Origin of the sequence: Variovorax sp. J2P1-31, assembly GCF_030317215.1 — a bacterium.
Taxonomy (GTDB): Bacteria; Pseudomonadota; Gammaproteobacteria; order Burkholderiales; family Burkholderiaceae_C; genus Variovorax.
Genome location: NZ_JASZYA010000002.1, coordinates 759,755 through 777,443, shown reverse-complemented (window position 1 = coordinate 777,443; position 17,689 = coordinate 759,755). Strand labels below are relative to the sequence as shown.

General features: G+C 70.6%; 17 protein-coding genes. 12 read left to right on the top strand and 5 right to left on the bottom strand.

Going from position 1 to position 17,689, the window contains the following annotated elements; all coding sequences use genetic code 11:
• The first annotated feature begins 15 nt into the window (after positions 1-15).
• Positions 16-702: a DUF2848 domain-containing protein gene (locus QTI20_RS14820; protein ID WP_286551955.1), complete on the top strand. Its 687-nt coding sequence runs from the start codon at positions 16-18 to the stop codon at positions 700-702.
• Positions 703-735: 33 nt separating this feature from the next.
• Complete coding sequence (locus QTI20_RS14815; protein ID WP_286551953.1) at positions 736-2,043, top strand: amidase; 1,308 nt, start codon at positions 736-738, stop codon at positions 2,041-2,043.
• A gap of 6 nt (positions 2,044-2,049) precedes the next feature.
• On the opposite strand, the gene QTI20_RS14810 is transcribed toward QTI20_RS14815, so the two are convergent.
• Positions 2,050-3,093: an extracellular catalytic domain type 1 short-chain-length polyhydroxyalkanoate depolymerase gene (locus QTI20_RS14810; RefSeq protein WP_286551951.1), complete on the bottom strand. Its 1,044-nt coding sequence runs from the start codon at positions 3,091-3,093 to the stop codon at positions 2,050-2,052.
• A gap of 52 nt (positions 3,094-3,145) precedes the next feature.
• Positions 3,146-4,075: a polyphosphate kinase 2 gene (gene ppk2 / locus QTI20_RS14805; RefSeq protein WP_286551949.1), complete on the bottom strand. Its 930-nt coding sequence runs from the start codon at positions 4,073-4,075 to the stop codon at positions 3,146-3,148.
• Between the two features lie 141 nt (positions 4,076-4,216).
• On the opposite strand from ppk2, the gene QTI20_RS14800 reads away from it, so the two are divergent.
• From QTI20_RS14800 to QTI20_RS14770, 7 genes are all read left to right on the top strand, one after another.
• Positions 4,217-5,251, top strand: coding sequence for a transporter (locus tag QTI20_RS14800; protein WP_286551947.1), 1,035 nt, complete (start codon positions 4,217-4,219; stop codon positions 5,249-5,251).
• Positions 5,252-5,329: 78 nt separating this feature from the next.
• Positions 5,330-6,184 (top strand): 3',5'-nucleoside bisphosphate phosphatase, encoded by an 855-nt coding sequence (locus tag QTI20_RS14795; RefSeq protein ID WP_286551945.1) that lies wholly within the window; start codon positions 5,330-5,332, stop codon positions 6,182-6,184.
• Positions 6,181-7,128, top strand: coding sequence for a DMT family transporter (locus QTI20_RS14790; RefSeq protein WP_503011402.1), 948 nt, complete (start codon positions 6,181-6,183; stop codon positions 7,126-7,128). Before QTI20_RS14795 ends, QTI20_RS14790 begins: the two co-directional genes overlap by 4 nt.
• Before the next feature lie 4 nt (positions 7,129-7,132).
• Positions 7,133-7,768, top strand: a complete 636-nt coding sequence (locus QTI20_RS14785; protein WP_183029275.1) for an L-threonylcarbamoyladenylate synthase — start codon at positions 7,133-7,135, stop codon at positions 7,766-7,768.
• 50 nt (positions 7,769-7,818) lie between these two features.
• Positions 7,819-8,490, top strand: a complete 672-nt coding sequence (locus tag QTI20_RS14780) for a site-2 protease family protein (protein WP_286551941.1) — start codon at positions 7,819-7,821, stop codon at positions 8,488-8,490.
• Positions 8,491-8,509: 19 nt separating this feature from the next.
• Complete coding sequence (locus QTI20_RS14775) at positions 8,510-9,835, top strand: tryptophan--tRNA ligase (RefSeq protein WP_286551939.1); 1,326 nt, start codon at positions 8,510-8,512, stop codon at positions 9,833-9,835.
• A gap of 60 nt (positions 9,836-9,895) precedes the next feature.
• Entirely contained in the window at positions 9,896-10,504 is a 609-nt protein-coding gene (locus QTI20_RS14770; protein WP_286551937.1) for a response regulator transcription factor, read from the top strand.
• 241 nt (positions 10,505-10,745) lie between these two features.
• Here the strand turns inward: QTI20_RS14770 and shkS are convergent, their stop codons facing one another.
• Together shkS and QTI20_RS14760 are read right to left on the bottom strand one after the other, a co-directional pair.
• Complete coding sequence (gene shkS, locus QTI20_RS14765; protein ID WP_183029271.1) at positions 10,746-12,182, bottom strand: surface-behavior sensor histidine kinase ShkS; 1,437 nt, start codon at positions 12,180-12,182, stop codon at positions 10,746-10,748.
• Between the two features lie 129 nt (positions 12,183-12,311).
• The gene (locus QTI20_RS14760; RefSeq protein WP_286551935.1) at positions 12,312-13,232 is read right to left on the bottom strand and encodes a LysR family transcriptional regulator; all 921 of its coding nucleotides are present in this window, start codon (positions 13,230-13,232) and stop codon (positions 12,312-12,314) included.
• Between the two features lie 102 nt (positions 13,233-13,334).
• On the opposite strand from QTI20_RS14760, the gene QTI20_RS14755 reads away from it, so the two are divergent.
• Genes QTI20_RS14755 through QTI20_RS14745 form a run of 3 tightly spaced genes read left to right on the top strand, consistent with a single transcriptional unit; the run spans position 13,335 to position 16,519 of the window.
• Positions 13,335-14,111, top strand: coding sequence for an aldolase/citrate lyase family protein (locus QTI20_RS14755; RefSeq protein ID WP_286551932.1), 777 nt, complete (start codon positions 13,335-13,337; stop codon positions 14,109-14,111).
• 37 nt (positions 14,112-14,148) lie between these two features.
• Positions 14,149-15,111: a Bug family tripartite tricarboxylate transporter substrate binding protein gene (locus QTI20_RS14750; RefSeq protein WP_286551929.1), complete on the top strand. Its 963-nt coding sequence runs from the start codon at positions 14,149-14,151 to the stop codon at positions 15,109-15,111.
• Positions 15,112-15,133: 22 nt separating this feature from the next.
• A complete protein-coding gene (locus QTI20_RS14745) occupies positions 15,134-16,519 on the top strand; it encodes an NAD-dependent succinate-semialdehyde dehydrogenase (RefSeq protein WP_286551927.1) in 1,386 nt (461 codons plus the stop codon).
• Here the strand turns inward: QTI20_RS14745 and QTI20_RS14740 are convergent.
• A complete protein-coding gene (locus tag QTI20_RS14740) occupies positions 16,507-17,544 on the bottom strand; it encodes an AraC family transcriptional regulator (RefSeq protein ID WP_286551926.1) in 1,038 nt (345 codons plus the stop codon). The two genes, QTI20_RS14745 and QTI20_RS14740, sit on opposite strands and share 13 nt — an antisense overlap.
• Positions 17,545-17,689: the final 145 nt, after the last annotated feature.

Here is a 17,689-nt window from a genome sequence, read left to right as displayed (position 1 = left end):
CTCCCGAAGATCCCCATGAAACTTGAATTCCGCATCGAAGCGAAGAACGGCGCACGCACCGCCACCGTCGACATCTCCAACGTGGTGGTGGCGGGCTGGGCCGGCCGCGACCACGCCGCCATCGAGCACCACATCGAAGAGCTGGCCGCCATCGGCGTGCCGCGCCCCAGCGCCGTGCCGCTCTACTACCGCATCGCCGACAACCAGCTGACGCAGGCCGAGCACGTGCAGGCCGTGGGCCCGCATTCCTCGGGCGAGGTCGAGGCCTTCGTGTTCGATGTCGACGGCGAGCTGATGGTCAGCATCGCGTCGGACCACACCGACCGCAAGCTCGAGTCGCACAGCGTCGCGCTCTCCAAGCAGCTCTGCATCAAGCCGGTGGCGACCGCTGCCTGGCGCTATGCCGAGGTGGCGGATCACTGGGACGAACTGATCATCCGCTCGACCATCGAAGAGAACGGCCAGCGCGTGGCCTACCAGGAAGGCCCGCTCGCCACGCTGCGCACGCCGCCCGACCTGATCGCGGGCTACACCGCCGGCGCGTCGACGCTGCCCGCCGGCACCGGCATGACCTGCGGCACCGTGGCCGTGCAAGGCGGCATCCGCCCCGCGCAGGTCTTCGAGATGGAACTGCACGACCCCAGGCTGGGCCGCTCGCTGCATCATCGCTACGTCGTCGAGATCCTGCCGGAAATCGCCTGACGCCTTCGCCACTCCTTTCCAGAGACCCGCCCCATGACCGACGCCACATCGACCCTGAAACTGGAGGCCGCCCTGGCCGAGATCGCCCGCCTGGGCGACGAAGGCACGCGCATCTTCACGCGCCTCTATGCCGACGAGGCGCGCGACGCGGCGCGGGCCGCCGACGCCCGCCAGCGCGCGGGCCGCACGCTCGGCCCGCTGGACGGCCGGCTGGTGTCCATCAAGGACCTGTTCGACGTGGCGGGCGAAGCCACCACCGCCGGCTCCGTCGTGCGGCGTGAGGCGGCACCGGCCGCCCAGGATGCGTCGGTCGTGCGCCGGCTGCGCGCCGCGGGCGCGGTCATCGTCGGCAAGACCAACATGACGGAGTTCGCCTTCTCGGGCGTGGGCATCAACCCGCACTACGGCACGCCGGGCAATGCGCACGACGTGACGCGCATCCCGGGCGGCTCGTCCTCGGGCGCCGGGGTGTCGGCCGGGCGCGGCCTCGTCGAATTCGCCATCGGCTCGGACACCGGCGGCTCGGTGCGCATTCCGTCGGCGCTGAACGGCCTGGTCGGCTTCAAGCCGACGCAGGCACGGGTGAGCCGCGAAGGTGCCTACCCCCTGTCGTACACGCTCGACACCGTCGGGCCGCTGTGCCACAGCGTGGCCGACGCCGCCGCGGCCGACGCGGTGCTCGCCGGCCAGGACGCGACGCCGCTCGAAGCCCGCAGCACGCGCGGCCTGCGCGTGGGCGTGCCGCGCGGCCTGCTCTTCACGCAGGCGCAGGACGAGGTGCTGACGGCCTTCGAGCAGGCGCTGGGCGCACTCTCGCAGGCGGGCGCGCAGGTGCGCGACGAAGCGCTCGACGACCTGCTGGGCGAACCCTTCCGCCTGCAGGAACGCGGCACCCTGATCGCCGCCGAAGCCGCCTGGATCCACCAGGCCACGGTGGCGGCACAGGCCGAGGCCTACGACCCGATCGTGCTCTCGCGCATCCGCAAGGGCCAGGGCATCGACGCGGCCAGCTACGTGGGCCTGCAGCAGGCCCGCGCCGCGCTGCTGCCGCGGCTCGACGCGCGCCTGGCCGACCTCGACGTGCTGGTGCTGCCGACGGTGCCGGTGCTCGCGCCGCGCATCACCGACGTGCAGACCGAAGAGGCCTTCATGAAGATCAACGGCCTGTTGCTGCGCAACCCCTCGGTCTTCAACTTCTACGACCTGCCGGCGCTGTCGCTGCCGCTGCCGGTGGCGGGCGGGCTGCCGGTGGGCCTGATGGTCGTCGGCCGGCGCGGGCGCGACCGCGAGCTGCTGGCCGTGGGCGCCGCCATCGAGCGCGCGCTGGCCGCGGGCCGCTGATCCGGCTCAGTCGACGCGCCCGCCCTGGAACTGCGCCGAGACGAAGGCCCAGACCAGGCGCGAGGCATCGGGCCCGCTCGCGTCGCTGAAGGCCTGGCTCGCCAGGCCGCCGCTCCAGGCGTGGCCCAGGCCGGCGATCTCGCACAGCCGCACCAGCGTGCGGCCGTCGCGCGCGTAGTCGGTGATGCGCATGGGGCGGCGCTGGCCGCGCTGCAGCGTGCGTTCGACGCCCGAGGTCGCACCGGTCGCCGTGGCCCACACCGCGGCCGTGGCATGGGCATTGCCCGCGCTCACCACCGTGTCGCCATCGCCGTGCAGCACCAGCAGCGGCGGCAGATGCGCGCCCACCGCGGCCGCGCCGAGCGCCTTGCCCACGGCCGTGACCGACACCACCGGCGTGCGGCGCCCGCGCATCGCGCCCAGCGCCGTGGCCGAGGACTGGGCCGCGCCCGGCGCCACACCCGAATGCATGGCGACGGCCTTGAAGCGCGCCGGGAAATGCGTGGCCATCAGCACCGCCATGCTGGCACCGGCCGACAGGCCCGCGACGGCGATGCGCTCGCGGTCCACCGGATGGAACAGGCAGACCTGGTCGACCGCGGCCATCAGGGTCACGGCTTCGGCCCGGGCCTTGCCCGAGCGGGTGTCGTACCAGTTCCAGCAGCCCTGCGGGTTCGCCATGCGGTCCTGCTCGGGGTAGAGCACCAGGAAGCGTTCGCGCGTGGCGAGCCGGTTCATGCGGGTGCTGGCGGCGAAGTCGCGGCCGGTCTGGCCGCAGCCGTGCAGCATGACCAGCAGCGGGATCTTCTCGCCGGGCGCGAGCTGCAGGCCGGGCGGCCGGTAGAGGTGGTAGCGCCGCGCGCCGGCCGGGCCCACCGCCAGGCCCGCGAGCCAGTCGCCGGGGCCGGGCGGCGGCTTGTTCTGCTGCTCGGCGGCGTGCTGCAGCCGGGCCGCCATCTTCTTGCCCGTGCCCAGCGTGGCCTGGGTGAGCGCCTTCAGGTTGCGGGTGTAGGCACGCGTCAGCGCAGAGGAGGTGGAGCGTCGGGCCATGGGCGCACGGTAGCAGCTTCCACGCGCGCCGGGTCGTCTACCCTGTTCCGGCTCAGTAGCGCTCGGGCACGTACATGGACGCCGGCACCGGCTGGCGCAGGTAGTCGGGGTTGCGCACGCGGGCCGGCAGATCGACCGGTGCATGCAGCACCTCGCGGTAGGGCAGCTGGTCGAGCAGGTGGGCGATGCAGTTCAGCCGCGCCTTCTTCTTGTCGACCGCCTGCACCACCCACCAGGGTGCCTCGGGGATGTGGGTGCGTTCCAGCATCGTTTCCTTGGCCTTGGTGTATTCCTCCCAGCGGCGGCGGCTTTCCAGGTCCATCGGGCTCAGCTTCCATTGCTTGAGCGGGTCGTGGATGCGGCCCAGGAAGCGCAGGTGCTGCTCGTCGTCGGTGATCGAGAACCAGTACTTGATCAGCGTGATGCCCGAGCGCACCAGCATGCGCTCGAAGTCGGGCACGGTGCGGAAGAACTCCTCGTACTCGTCGTCGGTGCAGAAGCCCATCACATGCTCGACGCCGGCGCGGTTGTACCAGCTGCGGTCGAACAGCACCATCTCGCCGGCGGCCGGCAGGTGGGCCACGTAGCGCTGGAAATACCACTGGGTGCGCTCGCGGTCGTTGGGCGCGGGCAGCGCGGCGACCCGGGCCACGCGCGGGTTCAGCCGCTGGGTGATGCGCTTGATCACGCCGCCCTTGCCGGCCGCGTCGCGACCCTCGAACAGGATCACCACCTTCTGCTTGCTGTGCTGCACCCAGTCCTGCAGCTTGACCAGCTCGCCCTGGAGGCGGAACAGCTCGCGGAAATAGGCGGCGCGGGCCGCCTTGTCGATGCCGACGGGCGCGCCGTCCTCGTCGACGTTGCGGTCCTCGATCTCGAGCTCCAGCTCCTCGTCGTAGCTGTCGACCAGGTCGCGGGCGATGCGGCGCATCAGGTCTTCGTGGTCGGGGTGGGCCGGGGCGTTGAGGGGAGGCAGGGACATGGCGTGGGCTCTGAAGGAGGTGAAGGGATGCTGACGAGCCGTTGTGACGGCGACATGACACTTTCCCGACACTGACATGGCGTTGTCACATTGGCGCGCAAGCATCGGCCTCTCCTCCTTGTCCGACATGCGCTCTTGACCATGACAACGCCCGGCACCGGCCCGGCCGCCCTGCCCTCCGCCCCCGACGACGCCGGCCTGATCTGCGCCTACCTGTTCGACGGCCCGGACGGCGGCGGCGCGGCGCGCGCGGTCGACGCGGCCGAGGCCGCGCAGTGGCTGGCCGGCGAGAAAACGCCGGCGGCCTTCCTCTGGCTGCACTTCAACCTGAACCACACCCAGGCCGAGCGCTGGATGCTGCGCCACGCCGGCCTGAGCGACACCTTCTACGAGACGCTCAAGGACGGCACCCATTCGACCCGGATCGAGCGCGACGAGGACGCGCTGATCGCGGTGGTGAACGACGTGCACTTCGACTTCGGCTTCGAGCCCTCGGACATCGCCACGCTCTGGGCCAGCGTCGGCCCCCAGCTGGTGGTCACGGCCCGCACCCAGCCGCTGCGCACGGTGGACGCGCTGCGCACCGCGGTGCGCAACGGCCAGTCGCCGCGCTCCAGCGTGGCGCTGCTGGAACAGCTGATGCGCACCCAGGCCGACGGGCTGGTCGACATCGTGCGCGGCGTGACCACCCGCATCGACGGCGTCGAGGACGAACTGCTCAGCGGCCGGCTCGACCACAAGCGCGCCCGCCTGGGCGTGCTGCGCCGGCTGCTGGTGCGGCTACAGCGGCTGCTGGCGCCCGAGCCGGCCTCGCTGTTCCGGCTGCTGCAGCACCCGCCGGCCTGGATGGCCGAGGACGACGTGCAGGAGCTGCGCGGCGCGACCGAGGAGTTCTCGGTGGTGCTGCGCGACATGCAGGGGCTGCAGGAACGCATCAAGCTGCTGCAGGAGGAGATCGCGGCCAGCGTCAACGAGGACAACGGCCGCAGCCTGTTCGTGCTGACGGTGGTGACCGTGCTGGCGCTGCCGATCAACATCCTGGCCGGCCTGTTCGGCATGAACGTGGGCGGCATCCCGCTGGCCGACCATCCGCACGGCTTCTGGATCGTGGTGACCATCGTGCTCGGCTTCACCGTCGTGGCGGCCTGGCTGGCGCTGCGCCGCAAGGACGGCTGAGGCGCGCGGCCGGAGCGCCGCGCAGGGTTGTCGCGGGCGTGCCCGGCGGCCTTTGAAACGAAGGCCTAAAATCGTGGCGTGCCTTCCATCCTCAACGCCGACCTGCACTGCCACTCCGTGGTGTCCGACGGCACGCTCACGCCCGAAGCGCTGGCCGAACGGGCGGCCGCCAACGGCGTCGAGCTCTGGGCCCTGACCGACCACGACGAGATCGGCGGCCAGCACCGCGCCATCGCCGCGGCCCGGGCCCACGGCATGAAATACCTGACCGGCGCCGAGATCTCGGTGACCTTCGCCGGCGAGACCGTGCACATCGTCGGCCTGGGCTTCGACCCCGACGACGCCGGCCTGCGCGCCGGGCTGCAGGCCACGCGCGGCGGGCGCGGCGTCCGGGCGCAGGAGATGTCCGAAGGGCTGGCCAAGGTCGGCATCCTCGGCGCCTACGAGGGCGCGCTGCGCTTCGTGGGCAACCCCGAACTGATCTCGCGCACGCATTTCGCGCGCTTCCTGGTCGAGAGCGGCGTCTGCAAGGACACGCCCGAGGTGTTCCGCAAGTACCTGACCGAAGGCAAGCCCGGCTACGTGCCGCACCGCTGGGCCACGCTCAAGGACGCGGTGCGCTGGATCACCGAGGCCGGCGGCATCGCGGTGGTCGCGCACCCCGGCCGTTACAACTTCACGGCCAACGAGGAGCATGCGCTCTTCACCGAGTTCCAGGCCCACGGCGGCCGCGCGATCGAGGTCGTGACCGGCAGCCATGCGCCGGCCGAATACGTCGAGTACGCCGAGAAGGCGATCGAATACGGCTTTGCCGCCTCGCGCGGCAGCGACTTCCACAGCCCCGACGAGAGCCACATGGACCTGGGCAAGCTGCCCTGGCTGCCCGGCACGCTGACCCCGGTCTGGGAACTGCTCGAAGACCGCATTCAGTGAGCGCCGCGCAGGAAGACGCCGCGGCGCACACCCCCTCGCGCCCCACCCGCGACCTGGCCTCGGAGCGCATCCTCGCGGGCATCGGCCTGGTGATGGTCGCGGTGGCCTGTTTCGCCACGCTGGACACCGCCACCAAGATCTCGATCACCGCGGTGCCGATCCTGATGGGCGTCTGGTTCCGCTACGCCTTCCAGGCGGTGGCGACCACGCTGGTGCTGCTGCCGCGCCACGGCACCGCGCTGCTGCGCACCCGCCACCCGAAGTACCACGCGCTGCGCGGCGCACTGCTGCTCACGACCAGCATCTTCGCCTTCTTCAGCCTGCGCTACATGCCGCTGGCCGAGTTCACTTCCATCGTGCTGATCGCGCCGCTGGCGGTCACGCTGCTGGCCGCCACGGTGCTCAAGGAGCAGGTGTCGGTGCTGCGCTGGACGCTGGTGGCGGGCGGCTTCCTGGGCACGCTGGTGATCCTGCGCCCGGGCGGCGGCGCCTTCAACTGGGCGGTGCTGCTGCCGCTGGGGCTGGTGGCGAGCAACGCCTGCTTCCAGGTGCTGACCAGCAAGCTGGCGCAGACCGAGAACCCGCTGACCATGCACTTCTACACCGGCTGGGTCGGCACGCTGCTGGCGTCGGTGGCGCTGCCCTTCGTCTGGCAGGCCCTGCCCTCGTGGCACTGGTGGGCGCTGCTGGGCCTGATGGGGCTGACCGGCACGGTCGGGCATTTCATGCTGATCCTGGCCTACCAGCGCGCACCGGCCTCCACGCTCACCCCCTATCTCTATGCCCAGATCGCCTTCGCGATGCTGGGTGGCTGGCTCATGTTCTCGCAGGTGCCCGACGCGGTGTCGCTGGTCGGCATGGGCATGATCGCCATCTGCGGCGCGGCCGGCGCCTGGCTGACGGTGCGCGAGCGCCGTGTCCCGATCGAACCAGTGGAAGGCTGACCCCATGGCGCAATTCTTCGAAGTCCATCCCGAAAATCCACAGCAACGCCTGCTCAAGCAGGCCGTGGCGCTGCTCGAGCGCGGCGAGGTGATCGCGGTGCCGACCGACTCCAGCTACGCACTGGCCTGCCACCTGGACGACAAGGACGCGGTCGATCGGCTGCGCCGGATCCGCCAGGTCGACGACAAGCACCACCTGACGCTGCTGTGCCGCGACCTGAGCGAACTGGCCAACTACGCCAAGGTCGACAACAAGCAGTACCGGCTGCTCAAGGCCGCGACGCCCGGGCCCTACACCTTCCTGCTCGAGGCGACCAAGGAAGTGCCGCGCCGGGTGAGCCATCCGCAGCGCAAGACCATCGGCCTGCGCGTGCCCGACCACAAGGTGCTGGGCGAGCTGCTCGCGCTGCACGGCGCGCCGCTGCTCGCGACCACGCTGATCCCGCCGGGCGAGACCGAGCCGCTGAACGACGCCCAGCAGATCCGCGAGCGCTTCGAGAAGCAGATCGGCGCGGTGATCGACGCCGGCGCCTGCGCCTCCGAACCGACCACCGTGGTCGACCTCACGCCCATGGGCACGGGCGACGATCCGGTGGTGGTGCGCCAGGGCCGGGGGCCGGTGGCGGTGCTGGGCCTGTGAGGCACGGCCGGGCCGGCCAGCGCGTCGGGAGCGTCTGAGACAATCGCCCGGTGGATATCTCCAATCTCGTTCAAACCGTCCTGATCTATGCCTTGCCGGTGGTCTTCGCGATCACCGTGCACGAAGCGGCCCACGGCTATGCGGCCCGGCATTTCGGCGACGACACGGCCTATGTGCTCGGCCGCGTGACGCTCAACCCGCTCAAGCACATCGACCCGGTCGGCACCATCCTGATGCCGCTGATGCTGTATTTCGCGACCTCGGGCGCCTTCCTGTTCGGCTATGCCAAGCCGGTGCCGGTGCGCTTCGGCCACCTGCGCAACCCCAAGCGCGACATGATCTGGGTCGCGCTGGCCGGGCCGGCCTCCAACTTTGTGATGGCCATCGGCTGGGCGCTGCTGCTGGTCGGCCTGCTGGCCGCGGGCATCGACGAGACCTTCTTCCTCAAGATGGCGCAGGGCGGCGTGCTGGTCAACCTGGTGATGTGGGCCTTCAACCTGTTCCCGCTGCCGCCGCTCGACGGCGGCCGCGTGCTGGCCGGCCTGCTGCCGCGCGGCGGCGCCCAGACCCTGCTGATCCGCATCGAGCCCTACGGCTTCTTCATCGTGATGGCGCTGGTGCTGGCGGGTATCGTCAGCACCTGGTGGCTGCAGCCGCTCATGGCCTTCGGCTCGCAGGCCATCGGCCTGCTGATCTCGCCGCTCACCGCGCTGTTGCGCTAAGCCCGATTCGTTTCCCGTCATGACCACCTCCTCCGCTCCTTCCGCCACCCTCCGCGTCCTCACCGGCATCACGACCAGCGGCACGCCGCACCTGGGCAACTACGTGGGCTCGGTGCGCCACTCGGTGCGCTTCAGCCGCCGGGCCGACGTGCAGAGCTTCTACTTCCTGGCCGACTACCACTCGCTGATCAAGGTCGACGACCCGGCCCGCATCCAGCGCTCGACGCTGGAGATCGCCGCCACCTGGCTGGCCTGCGGCCTGGACCCCGAGCGCGTGACCTTCTACCGCCAGTCGGACATCCCCGAGATCCCCGAACTCAGCTGGTTCCTTACCTGCGTCACCGGCAAGGGCCTGCTCAACCGCGCCCATGCCTACAAGGCCTCGGTCGACAAGAACACCGCCAAGGGCGAGGACCCGGACGCCGACGTGAGCGCCGGCCTGTTCATGTACCCGGTGCTGATGGGCGCGGACATCCTGATGTTCAACGCCCACAAGGTGCCGGTGGGCCGCGACCAGGTCCAGCACATCGAGATGGCGCGCGACATGGCGCAGCGCTTCAACCACCTCTACGGCGACCATTTCACGCTGCCCGAGGCCGACATCGACGAGGCGGTGGCCACGCTGCCCGGCCTCGACGGCCGCAAGATGAGCAAGAGCTACGACAACACGATCCCGCTGTTCACGCCGCGCGCCCAGCTGCAGAAGCTCATCGGCAGCATCGTGACCGACTCGCGCGCGCCCGGCGAGCCCAAGGACACCGAGGGCTCGGCGCTGTTCCAGATCTACCAGGCCTTCGCCGACGCCGAGGAGACCGAGGCCCTGCGCCGCGCCTTCGCCGACGGCATCGCCTGGAGCGAGGCCAAGCAGACCGTGTTCGAGCGCATCGACCGCGAGATCGCGCCGCTGCGCGCGCGCTACGAGGAACTGATCAACGACCCCGCGCAGATCGAGCGCATCCTGCTGGCCGGCGCCGAGAAGGCGCGTGCGCTGTCGCGCCCCTTCATCGGCCGGCTGCGCCACGCGGTGGGCCTGCGCAAGCTCGAGACACCGGCCACGACCACCGCCCCGAAGGCCGCCAGGACCGCCAAGCCCAGCTTCAAGCAGTACCGCGAGAGCGACGGCCGTTTCTACTTCAAGCTGCTCGACGCCGACGGCACGCTGCTGCTGCAGAGCCGCGCCTTCGCCTCTCCCCAGGAAGCCGGCCGGGCCATCGGCACGCTGCAGGCCGAGCGCGGCGCCGCGCTGGCCGCACTCGCCGAACAGCTGGAACCGGTTGACAATGCGGGCTTGCGTGCGGCGACGGACGCATTGGAGGTGCTGGCCCGACTGGCCAGCGGTGGTTAAACCAAGAATCAACGCGAGAGACCGCCACCCTAGGCTGCGCGTGCACAAAGAAAGCAAACCATGAGCATTTACGTCATCGACGATCATCCCCTGATGCGCGACGCCATCGTGATGGTGCTGCGCCGCCTCCGGCCCGCCGAGAACATCGTCGAGCTGGAACGGCTCGACAAGCTGACCAACGCGGTCAAGCAGCACGGCATGCCCGATCTGTTCTGCCTGGACCTGAAGCTGCCCGACACCACCGGCTGCTCGGGCGTGATCGCGGTCAAGCAGATCTACCCCGACGTGCCGATCGCCGTGTACTCGGCCTCGCCGGCCGCCGACATGGAAGAGGCCTGCATCGAGGCCGGCGCCGACACCTACATCGAGAAGTCGGCCAGCTCGGCCGAACTGACCGCGGTGCTGCGCGGCCTGCTGATGGCCGACGCCGAGGCCGAGGAGTCGCTGGCCGCCTCCACCAGCAGCAAGCTGTCCAAGCGCCAGACCCAGCTGATCGCGATGCTCGACAAGGGCATGAGCAACCGCGACATCGCGGCCGAGCTGGAGATCAGCGAACACACGGTCAAGGTGCACCTGTGGCGCCTGTTCCGCCGCCTGGGTGTGAAGAGCCGGACCCAGGCGCTGCACCATGCGCGCAACCATGGGTTGTTGTCCACTTCGGGGTCTTGACCCACCCCCGAAGGCGGGGCGCGCACTTCGTGTCGCTTCCGCCCTCCCCCTCGAGGGGGCGACACCGGCGGCCCGGCGGAGCCGGTGCACTTGGCTCTCCCCCGAAGGCGGCGCGCACTGCGTGTCGCTTCGCCCTCCCCCTCCGGGGGCGACACCGGCAGCCCGGCGAAGCCGGTTCTGCGGTGTCCCTGGAACTGAAAATGCCCTCTGTCGAGGGCATTTTTGTTTCTATTCGGCCTTCTTAGCCGACCGCGCCGGAGATCCGGGTCTGGGCCTGGGACTCGTCGGCGTCGTTGAGGGCCACGCGGAACACGCTGCCGCGGCCGAGGCGGGAGCGGACGCTCACGGGGTGGCCCAGCGCGTGGGACAGTCGGGCCACGATGGCCAGGCCGAGGCCGAAGCCGTCGGAGGTGCCGGCGTGGTCGGCCACCTTGTAGAACTCCAGAAAGACGTCGCGCAGGTGCTCGCGCGCGATGCCGATACCGGTGTCCCACACCTCGACCCGCAGGCCGTCGGGGGTCTGGCGCGACGCGAGCAGGATGCCGCCTTCGCTGGTGTACTTGATGGCGTTGGCCAGCAGGTTGCCGATCATGCGGCGCACCCGGATCGGGTCGGTCAGCACCGTGCCGCGGCTCACATGCACCCGGAAGCGCAGGCCCTTGGCCTCGGCCACCGGGCGGTACTGCAGCTCCAGGTCGTGCAGCAGCTGCCCGACGTCGACGCGCTCGATGTGCAGCCGCACCTGGCCCGAGTCGATGCGCGCGAGGTCGAACAGCGAGTCGAAGAGCGCGTTCACCGCATGGGTCGCGCGCACGATCTTCGGCGCGATCTCCTGCACCAGCTCCGGTTCGTTGCGCAGCCAGTCGGCGTACAGCGAGAGCGCCAGCACCGGCTGGCGCATGTCGTGCGCGGCGCTGGCCAGGAAGCGGTTCTTCATGGCCACGGCCGAGACCGCGGCCTGGCGCTGCTGGGTCAGCGAATTGATCAGGATGTGGTTGTGGAACAGCAGCTCGAAGCTGTTGCGCGCGGTCTCGTGGATGCGGCGCCCGGCCCGCAGCAGCAGCCACCAGTGCAGCACCGGCAGCAGCAGGAAGCCGTAGTGGAAGTGCGGCCGCTGGAAGTTCATCTCGACCACGCGGAAGGCCACCGCGCTCATCATCGTGATGAACAGCACGTTGACGTAGCGGCGCAGCAGCGGCGGGTAGAGCGCCAGCCCGTTGAGCGGGAAGGTGGCCACGCCGGCCACGATGAGCCAGCTCATGAACTGGTTCACGATCGGCGTGCGCTCGAAGAAGATCAGGATCGACAGGCCCCAGGCGAAGGCGCTGGTGCCCCACAGCCAGCGGTAGCGGTCGACGAATTCCTGCTGCGAGACCGAGTCCTTGTCGGCGTAGTCGCGCATGTAGCGGCGCTCGCCCCAGACGCGGCAGCCGGTGGCGGCGATGCCGATCGCGAGCCAGACGAAGAGCTGCCATTGCGGCACGTGGCCCCAGCTCAGGCCGATCATGGCCGGCATGAGCGCGGCCGCCAGCAGGTAGGAACCGCGGGCCGCGCGCATCAGGCTGCGGATGAGCTCGCCGCGCACCCACGGCTCGGCTTCGTCCACTGTCGCGGGGGCCGGCGTCAGACTCGCGAAGGACGAGTTGCCGAGACCCACGAACGACGAATTACCCTTCATGGCTCACACCCTCTGTCTGTCTGACTGGCCCTTGAGAAATGCCCCTTGCGGAGGGCCTGGCGTGGCGAGATTCTAGGGGCAGCGGGTCGCTTCGCAGGTCGCATGATCTTCGGGCGATCGCCGCGCGGCTCAAGGACCGTCGCCGGAGCCGGCCGGCAGCCCCGCCAGCTGGCGTGCGATGGCGATGAAATGCCCCAGCGCGGGGGTCATGCGATCGGCCCGCCAGACCAGCCGCAGCTCCAGCGGCGGCGGCGGGTCGGCCCAGACCAGCGGGCGGAACACCACGTCCCGGCTGACCGTGTGGTGCTGGACCCAGCCCGCCACCAGCGCCAGCCCCAGGCCGGCCCGCACCATCGAGATCATGGTGTGCGGCTGCGACACCGACTGCGTGACCTCGGGCGCCACGCCGTGGGTCGAGAAGCTGCGCCAGACGAGGTCATGGTAGTAGCGCGCGTCGTCCGGATCGTGGTCGATGAAGGGCTCGCGGTCGAAGGCCGCGATGTCCAGCGCCTCGCGCTGCGCCAGCGGATGGGCCGCGGGCAGCGCCGCGACCAGCGTGTCGCGCGCCATCGTGAGCTGCGCATAACCCTGGGCCGCCGGGATCGGCCGCGCCAGGCAAGCGTCGAGCAACCCCTGTTCCAGCTGCGCCAGCTGCGCGCTGCTGACCATCTCCTTGAGCTGCAGCGACACGCCCGGGTTGACCGAGCGGAAGTCGCGCAGCAGCGCCGGCAGCAGCTCGAAGGCCGCGGCCACGGTGAAGCCCAGCGACACATGGCCGACCTCGCCCTGGGCCGCCAGCCGCGCCACCCGCCGGCCGTCCGCCGCCAGCCGCAGCACGCCGCGCGCGTGCTCCAGGAAGGCCGCGCCCGCCACGGTGAGCCGCACGGTGCGGCTGTTGCGGTCGACCAGCCGCACATCCAGCGCTTCCTCGAGCAGGCGCAGCTGCCGGCTCAGCGGCGGCTGCGTCATGTGCAGGCGTTCGGCGGCGTGGCCGAAGTGCAGCTCCTCGGCGATCGCGACGAAGCAGCGCAGCTGGTGAATCTCGAACATATCCATCCAACCCTTGAATCAATCAATACAAAAATTGTACTTCTCTTGAATCAATCGACATTGAAGAATGCGGGACCTTTTCAGCAGCCTCCCCTCTTTTCCATGCCCCACAACACCTTCAAGCAAGCCATCGCCAAGTTCGAGCCCCGGATCGGCCTGTGGCTGTCCCTGGCCCACCACTACACCGCCGAGATCTGCGCCTCGGCCGGGTTCCAGTGGGTGCTGATCGACGGCGAGCACGGCCCCGGCGACCTGCCCGGCACGCTGCGCCAGCTGCAGGCGCTCGCGGCCTACCCTGCCCATCCGGTGGTGCGTCTGCCGCAGGGCGACGCCACCTTGATCAAGCAGTACCTGGACATCGGCGCCCAGACGCTGCTCATCCCGATGGTCAACAGCGCGGCCCAGGCCGAAGACCTGGTGTCGGCCATGCGCTACCCGCCCCAGGGCCGGCGCGGCGTGGGCGGCGGGCTGGTGCGCGCCACCGGCTGGGGGCTGGACGCGCCCTACATCCACACGGCGAACGAACAGGTCTGCCTGCTGGTGCAGATCGAGACCGGCGCGGCGCTCGCGGCGCTCGACGAGATCTGCGCGGTCGACGGCGTGGACGGCATCTTCCTGGGCCCGGCCGACCTGGCGGCCGACCTCGGCTTCCCGGGCCAGCCCACGCATCCCGAGGTGCAGGCCGCGGTGGACGCGGCCATGAAGCGCGCCATCGCGCTGGGCAAGCCGGTGGGCACCGTCACCGGCGACCCGGTGCTCGCGCGCCACTACTTCGAACTCGGCGCCAGCTTCGTGGCCGTGGGCGGCGACACCACGCTGCTCGCGAGCGGCTCGCGCCGCCTGGCCAGCGATTTCGGCCTGCAGCCGCACCGGCCCTGAGCCCTTCCCATTCCACCAAAGACAGGAGACAAACCCGATGAAGAAACTGACCCGCCGACTGCTCGGCACCTGGCTGGCCTGCACCGTGACGCTGGCCGCGGCGGCCCCCGACCAGACCGCCCTCACCATCGTCATTCCGTACCCGCCGGGCGCCATGGGCGACGCGGTGGCGCGGCTGGCCGCCCAGGCCATGACCCAGGAACAGGGCCGGCCCGTGGTGGTCGAGAACCGGCCCGGCGCCAACGGCGTGATCGGCCTGCAGGCCATCTCCCGCGCCAGGCCCGACGGCAACACCATCGGCCTGGTCACCTCGAGCGCGCTGACCATCAATCCCTCGATCTACAAGGACATGAAGGTCGACACGGTCAAGGACCTCACGCCGCTGACGCTGGCGATGTCGCTGCCCAACGTGCTGGTGGTGAATCCCGCGGTGCCCGCCCGCACCATGGCCGAGCTGCTCGCCCACATCAAGGCCAACCCGGGCAAGGTGTCGTACGCCTCGATGGGCAACGGCTCCAGCGGCCACCTCAACGGCGAGCTGCTGCAGAGCGCGACCGGCACCCAGCTGATCCACGTGCCCTACAAGGGCGGCGGCCTGGTGCTGCAGGGCCTGCTGGGCGGCCAGGTGGACATGGCCTTCGAGAACATCTCCAACGCGCTGCCGCACATCCAGGCCGGCAAGCTGCGCGCGCTCGCGATCACCACCGCCACCGCATCGCCCAAGCTGCCCGACGTGCCGCCGATCGCCAACACCGTGCCGGGCTTCCAGGACCGGGTCTGGTTCGCCTACATCGGCCCCAAGGGCCTGCCCGCGGCCACCACCGCCCAGCTGCATGCGCAGATCCAGCGCGCGATGAAGGCCGAGCCGGTGCAGCGCCTGATCAGCGACCGCGGCGCCACCGCCGAGAGCAGCACGCCCGAAGCGCTGAGCGAGCTGATCGGCCGCGAGCGCGAGAAGTGGGCGCAGCTGATCAAGGAACGCGACATCCACACCGACTGACCCCTCGTCTCGAAACGCCCCCATGCCCCTCCGCTCCATCGCCCCAGCCGCCGACTTCGTGTCGACCGATCCCGCCACCGGCGAAACGCTGGCCCGCCACGCCGCCCATGCGGGCGCCGAGATCGAAGCCCGCGTCGCGCAGTCCCACGCCACCTGGAAGACCTGGTCGCTCACGCCCATGGCCGAGCGCAGCGCCATGCTGCACCGCCTGGCCGACCTGCTCGAGCAGCGCGCCGAGACCTACGGCCGCCTCATCACCACCGAGATGGGCAAGCCCATCGGCGAAGCCATCGCCGAGGTGAAGAAGGCCGCCCTGGGCGCGCGCCACTTCGCCGACCAGGGCCCGGCCTACCTGGCGCCCGAGCCCATCGAGGGCATGAACGCCCGGGTGGTCTACGAATCGCTGGGCCCGGTGTTCGCGGTCATGCCCTGGAACCTGCCCTTCTGGCAGGTGCTGCGCTTCTTCATCCCCACCGCGCTGGCGGGCAACACCGTGCTGGTCAAGCATGCCGAGACGGTGCAGGGCTGTGCGCGTGCGCTGGAGCAACTGGTGCTCGACGCCGGCGCGCCGCCCGGCCTGTACCTGAACCTCGCGATCCGCCGCGGCGCGGTGGCCGCGGTGGTGGCCGACCCGCGCGTGCGCAGCGTGACCGTCACCGGCAGCACGCAGGCCGGCCGCGCGGTGGCGGCCGAAGCCGGCGCCCATGGCAAGAAGGCCGTGCTCGAACTGGGCGGCTCCGACCCCTTCATCGTCTGCGAGGACGCGGACTTCGAGCGCGCGGTGCAGCTGGCCGTGACCTCGCGTTTTTCCAACAACGCGCAGAGCTGCATCGCGGCCAAGCGCTTCTTCATTCACGAGGCCATCGCCGAGAAGTTCCAGGCCGCCTTCGTCGCACGCGCCTCGGCCCTGCGCATGGGCGACCCGCTGCAGCCCGAGACGCAACTGGGCCCGCTCGCGCGCGCCGACCTGCGCGAGAGCGTGCATGGACAGGTGCAGGCCGCGCTGGCACAAGGCGGCACGCTGCTGTGCGGCGGCCAGCCCGGCGAAGGCCCAGGCCACTTCTACCCGCCGACCGTGATCGCGGGCCTGTCCCACGACGCGCCCATCGTGCAGGAAGAGATCTTCGGCCCGGTGGCCTTGCTGTTCAGCTTCAAGACCGACGAAGAAGCCATCGCGCTGGCGAACGCCACCGAGTTCGGCCTGGGCGCGACGATCTGGAGCCGCGACCTCGAGCGCGCGCACCGGCTGGCCTCGGCGGTGGAGGCCGGCGCGGTGTTCATCAACGACTTCGTGCGCTCGGACCCGCGGGCGTCCTTCGGCGGCGTCAAGGGCTCGGGCTTCGGCCGCGAACTCGGCGCGCTGGGCGCGCGCGAGCTGACCAACGCCAAGCTGGTCTACATCGGCTGAGGCGGCACCGGCTCGGTCACCGCCCGCGCGCGGTACTGACCCGGCGTCATGCCGAACCAGCGGCGGCAGGCCCGTGTGAGGTTGCCCTGGCTCGCGAAGCCCAGCAGGTAGGCCACCTCGGCCAGCGTCAGCTGCGGCTGCGCCAGGTGGCGTTCGGCCTCTGCGCGGCGGGTGTCGTCGATCAACGCATGGAAGCTCGTGCCCTCGTGCTGCAGGCGCCGCTGCAGCGTGCGTTCGGCCACGCCCAGCGCGCGCGCGATGGCCGTGCGTCCCGGTTCGCCCTCGGGCAGGCGTTCGGCCACCATCTGGCGCACGCGTTGCGTGTAGGTGGCCGGCGGCCGCTCCAGCGCCTCGATGCGGTCGCCGGCAAAGCGGTCGTGCAGCTCGGCCATCTGCGGATGGAAGGTGGGCAGCGGCGCCTCCAGGTCACAGCGCGCGAGCACCGCGCCATTGCTGCGCGCGCCGAACTGCGGCATGCATCGAAAGGCCTGCAGATAGGCGTGCGGGTCGGGCGGCGCCTCGTGCGTCAAGCTCACGGCCAGCGGCCGCAGCTCGCGCCCCAGCACCCAGCGGCAGAAGGTCAGCAGCGTGAGCAGGTCGAACTCGAAGCGCTGCCGCGGCAACGGCGCCGCGCCGCCGTGCAGCTCGAGCGTGAAGGCCGTGTCCTCGCCCTGCGGCACCGCGCGCACGGCGGCGGCGTGGCTGATGATGCGCAGGTAGCGGATCAGGCGCTCCAGCGCCGTCGCCAGGTTCGCGCTGGACATCATCACGTAGCCCACCAGGCCGAAGATCGCGGGGCGCACACCCTGGGCCGCGCGCAAGGCGATGGCCGGGTCGCCCGATTGCGCGACCGCGAGCTGCCACAGCCGGGTGATCGCTTCCGTGGAATACACCGCGCTCGGGTCCGCGCGCGCCGGGTCGTCGATCGCGGCCTCGGCGCACAGGCGCTGCATGTCCAGGCCGGTCGCCGACAACGCTTCGACGATGCCTCGCACCCAGACCGCGGATGTCGATCTTTCGCTCATTTTTTTCTGCTCCCTTGCGTCTCTTTCGTCCCCGCGCCCCATGGTTTACCCCACACGGCGAAGCGAAGCGTTTGGCCCGCCGAGCGAAGACACCCCATCGCAGGCGCTCCTACGATGCCAGCGTCCCCTTCACGCGTCCGGCCCA

What these genes read in the sequence shown, in the direction of transcription:
- QTI20_RS14815 (WP_286551953.1), top strand. Translation starts at nt 736, where the DNA reads ATGACCGACGCCACATCGACCCTGAAACTGGAGGCCGCCCTGGCCGAG.
- shkS (WP_183029271.1), bottom strand. Translation starts at nt 12,182, where the DNA reads ATGAAGGGTAATTCGTCGTTCGTGGGTCTCGGCAACTCGTCCTTCGCG.
- QTI20_RS14770 (WP_286551937.1), top strand. Translation starts at nt 9,896, where the DNA reads ATGAGCATTTACGTCATCGACGATCATCCCCTGATGCGCGACGCCATC.
- QTI20_RS14755 (WP_286551932.1), top strand. Translation starts at nt 13,335, where the DNA reads ATGCCCCACAACACCTTCAAGCAAGCCATCGCCAAGTTCGAGCCCCGG.
- QTI20_RS14740 (WP_286551926.1), bottom strand. Translation starts at nt 17,544, where the DNA reads ATGAGCGAAAGATCGACATCCGCGGTCTGGGTGCGAGGCATCGTCGAA.
- QTI20_RS14775 (WP_286551939.1), top strand. Translation starts at nt 8,510, where the DNA reads ATGACCACCTCCTCCGCTCCTTCCGCCACCCTCCGCGTCCTCACCGGC.
- QTI20_RS14760 (WP_286551935.1), bottom strand. Translation starts at nt 13,232, where the DNA reads ATGTTCGAGATTCACCAGCTGCGCTGCTTCGTCGCGATCGCCGAGGAG.
- ppk2 (WP_286551949.1), bottom strand. Translation starts at nt 4,075, where the DNA reads ATGTCCCTGCCTCCCCTCAACGCCCCGGCCCACCCCGACCACGAAGAC.
- QTI20_RS14820 (WP_286551955.1), top strand. Translation starts at nt 16, where the DNA reads ATGAAACTTGAATTCCGCATCGAAGCGAAGAACGGCGCACGCACCGCC.
- QTI20_RS14785 (WP_183029275.1), top strand. Translation starts at nt 7,133, where the DNA reads ATGGCGCAATTCTTCGAAGTCCATCCCGAAAATCCACAGCAACGCCTG.
- QTI20_RS14750 (WP_286551929.1), top strand. Translation starts at nt 14,149, where the DNA reads ATGAAGAAACTGACCCGCCGACTGCTCGGCACCTGGCTGGCCTGCACC.
- QTI20_RS14810 (WP_286551951.1), bottom strand. Translation starts at nt 3,093, where the DNA reads ATGGCCCGACGCTCCACCTCCTCTGCGCTGACGCGTGCCTACACCCGC.
- QTI20_RS14800 (WP_286551947.1), top strand. Translation starts at nt 4,217, where the DNA reads ATGACAACGCCCGGCACCGGCCCGGCCGCCCTGCCCTCCGCCCCCGAC.
- QTI20_RS14745 (WP_286551927.1), top strand. Translation starts at nt 15,134, where the DNA reads ATGCCCCTCCGCTCCATCGCCCCAGCCGCCGACTTCGTGTCGACCGAT.